This is a genomic window from Bradyrhizobium sp. SHOUNA76, assembly GCF_023006445.1.
GTDB lineage: Bacteria > Pseudomonadota > Alphaproteobacteria > Rhizobiales > Xanthobacteraceae > Bradyrhizobium.
The window spans coordinates 1-7,628 of the sequence record NZ_JALBHA010000320.1; the positions used below are offsets into that span (position 1 = coordinate 1).

The 7,628-nt window shown below is 64.5% G+C and carries 10 protein-coding genes; 7 read left to right on the forward strand and 3 right to left on the reverse strand.

What is annotated here, in order from left to right:
- The 3 genes from MOV74_RS25875 to MOV74_RS25885 all read left to right on the forward strand — a co-directional run.
- Window positions 1-1,391 (forward strand): 3-hydroxyacyl-CoA dehydrogenase family protein (locus MOV74_RS25875; protein ID WP_246929188.1); only part of this gene is annotated, 1,391 nt, incomplete at its 5' end.
- A gap of 7 nt (window positions 1,392-1,398) precedes the next feature.
- Window positions 1,399-1,809, forward strand: coding sequence for an acyl-CoA thioesterase (locus MOV74_RS25880; protein WP_246929189.1), 411 nt, complete (start codon window positions 1,399-1,401; stop codon window positions 1,807-1,809).
- Window positions 1,810-2,034: 225 nt separating this feature from the next.
- Window positions 2,035-2,226: a hypothetical protein gene (locus tag MOV74_RS25885; protein ID WP_246929190.1), complete on the forward strand. Its 192-nt coding sequence runs from the start codon at window positions 2,035-2,037 to the stop codon at window positions 2,224-2,226.
- A gap of 289 nt (window positions 2,227-2,515) precedes the next feature.
- On the opposite strand, the gene MOV74_RS25890 is transcribed toward MOV74_RS25885, so the two are convergent.
- Window positions 2,516-2,968: a nuclear transport factor 2 family protein gene (locus MOV74_RS25890; protein ID WP_246929191.1), complete on the reverse strand. Its 453-nt coding sequence runs from the start codon at window positions 2,966-2,968 to the stop codon at window positions 2,516-2,518.
- A gap of 154 nt (window positions 2,969-3,122) precedes the next feature.
- On the opposite strand from MOV74_RS25890, the gene MOV74_RS25895 reads away from it, so the two are divergent.
- Complete coding sequence (locus MOV74_RS25895) at window positions 3,123-3,809, forward strand: HAD family phosphatase (protein WP_246929192.1); 687 nt, start codon at window positions 3,123-3,125, stop codon at window positions 3,807-3,809.
- 90 nt (window positions 3,810-3,899) lie between these two features.
- Window positions 3,900-4,748, forward strand: a complete 849-nt coding sequence (locus MOV74_RS25900) for a DeoR/GlpR family DNA-binding transcription regulator (protein WP_246929193.1) — start codon at window positions 3,900-3,902, stop codon at window positions 4,746-4,748.
- Window positions 4,749-4,751: 3 nt separating this feature from the next.
- Here MOV74_RS25900 and MOV74_RS25905 read toward each other — a convergent pair whose 3' ends face one another.
- On the reverse strand, window positions 4,752-5,177 hold the full coding sequence (locus tag MOV74_RS25905) for a type II toxin-antitoxin system VapC family toxin (protein ID WP_246929194.1): 426 nt from the start codon (window positions 5,175-5,177) through the stop codon (window positions 4,752-4,754).
- The gene (locus MOV74_RS25910; protein WP_246929195.1) at window positions 5,174-5,458 is read right to left on the reverse strand and encodes a type II toxin-antitoxin system Phd/YefM family antitoxin; all 285 of its coding nucleotides are present in this window, start codon (window positions 5,456-5,458) and stop codon (window positions 5,174-5,176) included. Before MOV74_RS25910 ends, MOV74_RS25905 begins: the two co-directional genes overlap by 4 nt.
- Before the next feature lie 240 nt (window positions 5,459-5,698).
- Between MOV74_RS25910 and glpD the strand changes: the two genes are divergently transcribed.
- Together glpD and MOV74_RS25920 are read left to right on the forward strand one after the other, a co-directional pair.
- Window positions 5,699-7,240 carry a glycerol-3-phosphate dehydrogenase gene (glpD, locus tag MOV74_RS25915; protein WP_246929196.1) on the forward strand — a complete coding sequence of 514 codons (1,542 nt, stop codon included), beginning with the start codon at window positions 5,699-5,701 and terminating at the stop codon, window positions 7,238-7,240.
- On the forward strand, window positions 7,237-7,628 hold a 392-nt coding region (locus MOV74_RS25920; protein ID WP_246929197.1), incomplete at its 3' end, for an ATP-binding cassette domain-containing protein. The genes glpD and MOV74_RS25920, both read left to right, overlap by 4 nt.

The window sequence follows — 7,628 nt, forward strand, 5'->3', positions numbered from 1 at the left end:
CTGCGAATGTCGGCCTCGTGCGCGGGCTGCTCGCCAAGCGGATGCGCTCGGAGGCGGCGAAGGCCGCGTCCCGCGAGCATTATCCGGCGCCGTATGCGCTGATCGACCTCTGGGAGTCCCATGGCGGCAGCAAGGCCGCGATGCTGAAGGCGGAGCAGGCTTCCTTCGCCAAGTTGATGGTGACCCCGACTGCCCAGAACCTGATCCGCGTCTTCTTCCTGCGCGAGCAGATGAAGAAAGCCGCAGGCAGCGGCAACACCATCAGGCATGTCCATGTCATCGGCGCCGGCGCCATGGGTGGCGACATCGCGGCCTGGTGCGCGGGGCAGGGGCTGCGCGTCTCGCTCGCCGATATGAAAGCCGAGCCGATCGCGGGCGCGGTGAAGCGCGCCGCCGAGCTCTACGGCAAGATCATCCGCAAGCCGACCGACGTGCGCGACGCGCTCGATCGCCTCATTCCCGACATGGACGGGGAGGGCGTGCGCAACGCTGATCTCATCATCGAGGCGGTGCCGGAGAAGCTCGAGCTGAAGCAGAAGGTCTATGCCGGGCTTGAGCCGCGGATGAAGCCGGGCGCGATCCTCGCCACCAACACGTCGAGCATCCCGCTTCAGGACTTGCGCAACGGCCTGACGCGGCCGGAGCGGCTGGTCGGCCTGCATTTCTTCAATCCGGTGTCGCGGCTGCAATTGGTCGAAGTCGTCAGTCACGATGGCAATGACCCGCAGGTGCTGAAGCATGCGCTCGCGTTCGTCGGTGCGATCGACCGCCTGCCGTTGCCCGTGAAGAGCTCGCCGGGCTTCCTCGTCAATCGCGCGCTGACACCGTACATGCTGGAAGCGATGGTGATGCTGGACGAGAAGATCGACCAGCGCCTGATTGACGCCGCCGCCGAGCAATTCGGCATGCCGATGGGGCCGATCGAGCTCGCCGATCAGGTCGGGCTCGATATCTGCCTCGACGTCGGCGACATGCTGCGCACGAAATTCGGCGATCTCCTACCGCCGACGCCGGCCTGGCTGCGCGACAAGGTCGCCAAGGGTGAGCTCGGCCGCAAGACCGGCAAGGGTTTTTACACCTGGAAGGACGGCAAGGCGGAGAAGGCGCCGCTCCCTGAGACCGGCCCGCGCGTCACCGACCAGATGATCGACCGCCTGGTGCTGCCGATGTCCAATGTCTGCGTCGCGGCGCTGCGCGAGGGCATCGTCGATGATGCCGACGCCGTCGACGGCGCCATGATCTTCGGCACCGGTTATGCGCCGTTCCGCGGCGGTCCGCTGAATTATGCCCGCACACGCGGCGTGGAAAACATTGTGTCCACCCTGCGCGGGCTGGCCGAGCGATTCGGAGCGCGCTTTGCGCCCGATCCGGGCTGGGACAATTTTAGGTGAAACCGGCATGAACGAACAGGCGAACACCGAGCCGAGCGGCGATCTCTGCATTCGCACGCTGGCAATGCCAGCCGACACCAACGCGAATGGCGACATCTTCGGCGGTTGGCTGCTGAGCCAGATGGACGTCGGCGGCGGCGTGTTTGCGTCAAAGGCCGCGAAGTCGCGTACCGTGACGGTTGCGATCGAGGCGATGAATTTTCGCAAAGCGGTCTATGTCGGCGATCTCGTGTCGGTCTACGCCAATCTTGTCCGCGTTGGCCGCACTTCGCTCACCGTGCACCTGGAAGCGTGGGCGCTGCGTCGCGGGGAGGAGCATCCGTTTCTCGTCACCGACGGCAATTTCACCTACGTCTCGATCGACGAACACGGTCGCCCGCAAGCGGTTCGCGCGACTGACACAACGATCGCGACGTAATCGCGCGCGACGCTCTGCCTCATCTCACGAATGCGTGGCAAGCGCCGCCAAACGCGGCGCGACTGAGTCATCCTCGTCGCGGCTTCGCCAAGAACCAGTCATAAAACGGATGAGGTCCCGGCGTACTCAGTTGCGTGTCGATTCGGGGTGGAAACGGCCTCAAATGCCTGGGGAACCTTTGGGCAGGAGCACCGTTATTTGCCCGCACTGAGGAATCCACCGACTATGCCGGACAGCTACATCATCGAAGTCGATTCGCAGACCGCAGGTATCGTCGTTCGTTCTTCCGGAGGCTATTGCTTCTTCGCCTCATCCCACCGCTTCAACCGTCTTGAAGGCCAGCTCTTCCGCAACGCGCGCGAAGCCGAGCGCGCCGCGCGCAAGCTGCTGCACGGTGACGTGAAGGAGGCGGCGTAAGCGTCTGCCGCTTGTCATTTTGACGCGTGAAGCGTGGTCGGAAATTCTTGCCGCCCTTGATGCCAGCTGCCTTTTCCTTCTCCCCTTGTGGGAGAAGGTGGCGACCGCCTTCAGCGGCCGTTCGCAAGAGAACGCCGAAGCGAGGCTTCGGCTATGGCGCCGGATGAGGGGTTGCTTCAGCAAACTCAAATCGTGAGAGGTCGACTCGTTGATAGAGACCCCTCACCCGTCTCGCCGCTTCGCGGCGAGCCACCCTCTCCCACAGGGGGGAGAGGGCAAGCGTCGTTGATCACAACTTCGTTGCTGCGCGCGACAAGAGCTTCCACTCGTCGCCCTGCTTCTGCCAGTTCATCAGGATGTGAAGGTTGGTCGATACTTTTTTCCCGTCGGCCGCCATCTCCTGCTCGCCCAGCCAGTGGAAGCGGACGATCGCGGCGGGACCGACGACCTTGATGGTCGGGTCCTTGTAGTCGATCGACAGGAATTTCGACTTGCCGTCGGTAGCGTTGGCGATGAAGGTCGCCTTGTCCTCCACCTTGCCGCTGGAATGGCTGTAGCTGAGATCGTCCCAACACAGCGCGCCGAGCGCCTTCGGATCAGCCGCGATCTGGGCGAGGCGGAAGGCCTCGACCTTCTTCGCCACGGCCTCATCGTCGGCCGAGGCCGCCAGCACCGGTGTCGTGAGCGCGAGTGCCGAGACGGCGAGAGCCGAGAGAGCCAGATCGCGTCGGTTGATCGTCATCGTTTCCTCCTTTTTGATCTTGCGGCGAGTGTTGCAGCCGCGCGCGGCTTTGTCGAGTGGCACCTCGTCGTCATGTTCATGCGTCATTGCGCGGCTGAGGCCATATTGATACGTCTCGCGCATCAATGCGCCGCGGATTTGGGAAAGTACGGAAATGATCGAAGCCAAAACGGAAGCGATGGGCAGGGCCTTGCTGTTCGACATCGACGGCACGCTGGCCGACACCGACCCGCTGCACTTGAAGGCCTTCAACCAGGTGCTCGGGCCTCACGGCCATGTCTTCGACCACGCGCGCTTCTCCAGGGAGCTGCAAGGCTTCGCCAATGTCGCGATCGGCGAGCGCTTTCTGCCCGACGAGGCGCCGGAGCGGCGTGCCCTGATCCTTGATGAGAAGGAGGAGGTCTTCCGTACGCTGGTGGCCGGGCAGATCGCGCCGCTCCCGGGCCTGATGGCGCTGCTCGACCGGGCCGACAGCGCCGACATCCCCATGGTGGCCGTGACCAACGCGCCGCGTCTCAACGCCGAGCTGCTGCTCTCCGGCCTCGGCATTACGCATCGCTTCAAGGCGCTCGTGATCGGCGCCGAGCTGCCGCACGGCAAGCCGCATCCGCTGCCCTATCAGGAAGGGCTGCGTTTCGTCGGCGCGAGGGCAGAGGCCTCGATCGCATTCGAGGACTCCCGTACCGGCGTGCAATCGGCCGCGGCGGCCGGAATTCCGACCGTCGGCATCCGGACCAGCCTCAGCCATGCCGACCTGGTTGGCGCCGGCGCGATCGCTTCGGCCAGCGCCTTCGACGATCCGGCACTGCTGGCGCGCCTTTCGAGCGCCATGGCGTGGTGAGGGCCGCATCCGTTAACCGTGATCGGCGCACGCATTGACCGCAGCTGCGAACCGCCGCACCATGCATCATCCTGATTTGAGGCCGTTGCCGTGACCGGACTGACCCATCGCCAAGCCGAAATTCTCAACATCGCGCGCGCTTCCGGCCGCGTCATGGTCGAGGAGCTCGCGCGCCGGTTCGAGGTCTCGGCACAGACCATCCGCAAGGATCTCAACGATCTCTGTGAGCGGAGATCGCTGACCCGCATCCACGGCGGCGCCATCATCGCCTCCGGCGTGGAAAACCTCGCCTATGAGGCGCGCCGCTTCGTTGCCGCCGACGAGAAGAAGGCGATCGGGGCTGCGGCCGCCTCGCTGATCCCGAACGGCTGCTCGCTATTCATCAATATCGGCACCACGACGGAGGAGGTCGCCAGCGCGCTGACCTCGCATGAGGATCTGCTCGTCATCACCAACAACCTCAACGTCGCGATGCTGCTGTACCGCCATCCCCGCATCGAGGTGGTGGTCGCCGGTGGCACGGTGCGGCGCGCCGACGGCGCCGTGGTCGGCTCGACCGCGACGCAGCTGATCGGACAGTTCAAGGTCGACTACGCCATCATCGGTGCGTCCGCGATCGACGAGGAGGGCGCGCTGCTCGACTTCGACTATCGCGAGGTGCAGGTGGCGCAGGCCATCATCGCCAATGCCCGCAGCGTCATGCTGGTCGCCGATTCCACCAAGCTGCGCCGCAGCGCGCCGGTGCGCATCGCGCATATCACGCAGATCCAGACCTTCGTCACCGACCAGGAACTGCCCGAGCGCCTCGCCACCATCTGCCACAGCAAGGGTATCGAGGTGATGGCGGCGATGCCGAAGGAGGCAGGGGAAATCGATGATGCGCAGGCCGAAGCGCACGACGCAGTGCCCGAGGCGGCGCCCGTGGTCAGGCTGAGATAGGTCTTAGACATCGTCCCACGGATTGAGCAGTGGGACGCCGAACGCCGCAAAGTCTTTCACGTTGCGCGTGACGAGCGTGAGGTGATGCGCGAGTGCGGTCGCCGCAAAGAAGCCGTCCATGACAGACAATGCGACGCCGCTTCTACGGCTCTGCGCCATGAGGTCGCCCCAGTGCTCCGTCACCGCGTGGTCGATGGGCAGAACGCGGTCGGCAAACCGTGCCGGTAGATCGCGGGCAAGCCAGTCGGCCAGCGCCGTGCGCCGGCGGCCATCTTCCAGCAATGCGATGCCGCGGCGAAGCTCCGCGATCGAGGCAACGCTGATGAAGGCGCGATCTTCGTCGATCGTATCAAGCCACGCCAAGACTCGTGGGGAGGGCGCCGGCCGCTGAACCTCCGACAGCACGTTGGTGTCGAGCAGCAAGTTCACGGCATCTCGTCGCGCGGCCCATCGTGCTCACGCTCAAGCTCGAGGTTGGCGCCATGCAGAGGCGAGGCCAGGAGGAATTCGGCGAGTGTACCTTTTCGTTCGACCTTGCGCGCCCATTCCTCGGCGGAAACGACCACCGCGTTCGGCTTGCCGTGTCGGGTGATGACCTGCGGGCCGGTTTGGGCGCGGTCGATCACCTCGGACAGCCGCGCCTTGGCATTGGCGAGCGTCCAGGTGTCATCGGTCGGAAGCGTATCGGGTGCAGTGTTACGGTTGGTCAAGTGAGCGAAAACCAATATGACTAATATGACTATAATGGTGCAGGGCTGACCAATCAAGGGCGCCGCTGCTTCGCAAATTGCCGCTCAAACTGCTTAGTTTGGCGGCCCCTTGCCCCGAAAATAGTTCCGCTTTCGCTTCCCTTCGCCTCTCTTTCATCTTGCTTTCGTTTTTCGGTGTGATCTAATCAAAAGCGAAAGTAGCCGACCGAAGGAACGGGCGGCCGTCAGGGGAAGCGTCTGTTGGAGCGTATCTTCGACCTCGCCATCATCGGAGGCGGTGTTAATGGCTGCGGCATCGCGCGGGACGCGGTGGGTCGCGGTAATACTGTCTTCCTGTGCGAAATGAACGATCTGGCGAGCGGGACATCATCCTGGTCGACCAAGCTGGTGCATGGCGGCCTGCGCTACCTCGAATATTACGAGTTTCGCCTCGTCCGCGAGGCGCTGATCGAGCGCGAGATCCTCTGGGGCATCGCGCCCCACATCATTCGTCCCCTGCGTTTCGTTTTGCCGCACCATGCCGGCCTGCGTCCCGCCTGGCTGCTGCGTCTCGGCCTCTTCCTTTATGACCACATCGGCGGGCGCCATCTGCTGCCCGCCACGCGCTCGGTCGATCTTGGGCGTGACGAGGTCGGCAAGCCGCTGATCCCGAATCGCTACAGCCGCGCCTTTGAATATTCCGACTGCTTCGTCGATGACGCCCGCCTCGTCGTGCTCAACGCACGCGATGCCGCCGACAAGGGCGCCGAGATTCGCACCCGCACCCGCGCCACCGAGATTCGCCAGTCTGACGGCCTCTGGACCGTCGGCATGGTCAATACGCTGACCGGCGAGCGCTCGCAGATCCAGGCCCGCGCGCTGGTCAATGCCGGCGGCCCCTGGGTCGAGGACGTGCTCGGCCGCGGCGCCGGCGTCAATGCGAAAGCCAAGGTACGCCTGGTGCAGGGCTCGCACATCGTGGTCAGGAAGCTCTACGACCACGACCGCGCCTACATGTTCCAGAACGCCGACGGCCGCATCATCTTCGTGATCCCGTACCAGGACGATTTCACGCTGATCGGCACCACGGATCGCGACTATGACGGCGATCCCGCCAAGGTGAAGGCGACGGCCGAGGAGATCCAGTATCTCTGCACGGCGGCGAGTGAATATCTGGCCAAGCCGGTGACGCCGGACGACGTCGTCTGGACCTATTCCGGCGTGCGCCCGCTCTATGACGACGGCGCCAGTGAAGCCAAGGCCGCGACGCGCGACTACGTGTTCGAGCTCGACACGCCCGGCGGTGTGCCGCTGCTCTCGATCTATGGCGGCAAGATCACGACCTATCGCCGCCTCGCCGAAGAAGCGCTCGATCGGCTCGCGCCTTATCTGCGCAGTGCAAAAGCACGGGAGGGCTGGACCGGCAAATGGCCGCTGCCCGGCGGCGACATGAATGTGTCCGACATCGACGGGTTGATCGCCGAGCTTCAGCGTGGCTATCCCTTCCTCAGTCACGAGCACGCGCGACGTCTTGCCCGCGCCTATGGCACAAAGGCGGTCAAGCTGCTCGGCGACGCGAAATCGGCCGCCGATCTCGGCCAGTCCTTTGGTGCGACGCTGACCGAGCGCGAGGTGCGCTATCTCATGGCCAACGAATGGGCCGTGACCGCCGAGGACGTCGTCTGGCGCCGTTCCAAGCTCGGCCTGCGACTATCTGCCGATGAGATCGGCGTGCTTGACGACTGGATCAGGACCCACACTGTGCAGCAAACTCCCCTGCTGGAAGCGGGAGGACGCTCATGACCGTGACGCTCGATCACGTGACCCGGACTGTCGAGGGTGTCCCACATATCCGCGACGTCTCGCTGACGCTCGAGAGCGGAACCCTTAACGTGCTGCTCGGCCCGACGCTGTCGGGCAAGACCTCGATCATGCGGTTGCTCGCCGGCCTCGACAAGCCGACCACGGGCAAGGTGGTGGTGAACGGCAAGGACGTCACGGGTGCCGATGTGCGCCAGCGTTCGGTTGCCATGGTCTACCAGCAATTCATCAACTACCCCTCGCTCACCGTCTACGAGAACATCGCCTCGCCCTTGCGCGTGCAGGGCAAGCCGCGCTCCGAGATCGAGGCGCGCGTGGCGGAGGCGGCGAAGCTGCTGCGGCTCGAGCCGTTCCTGAAGCGTACGCCGCT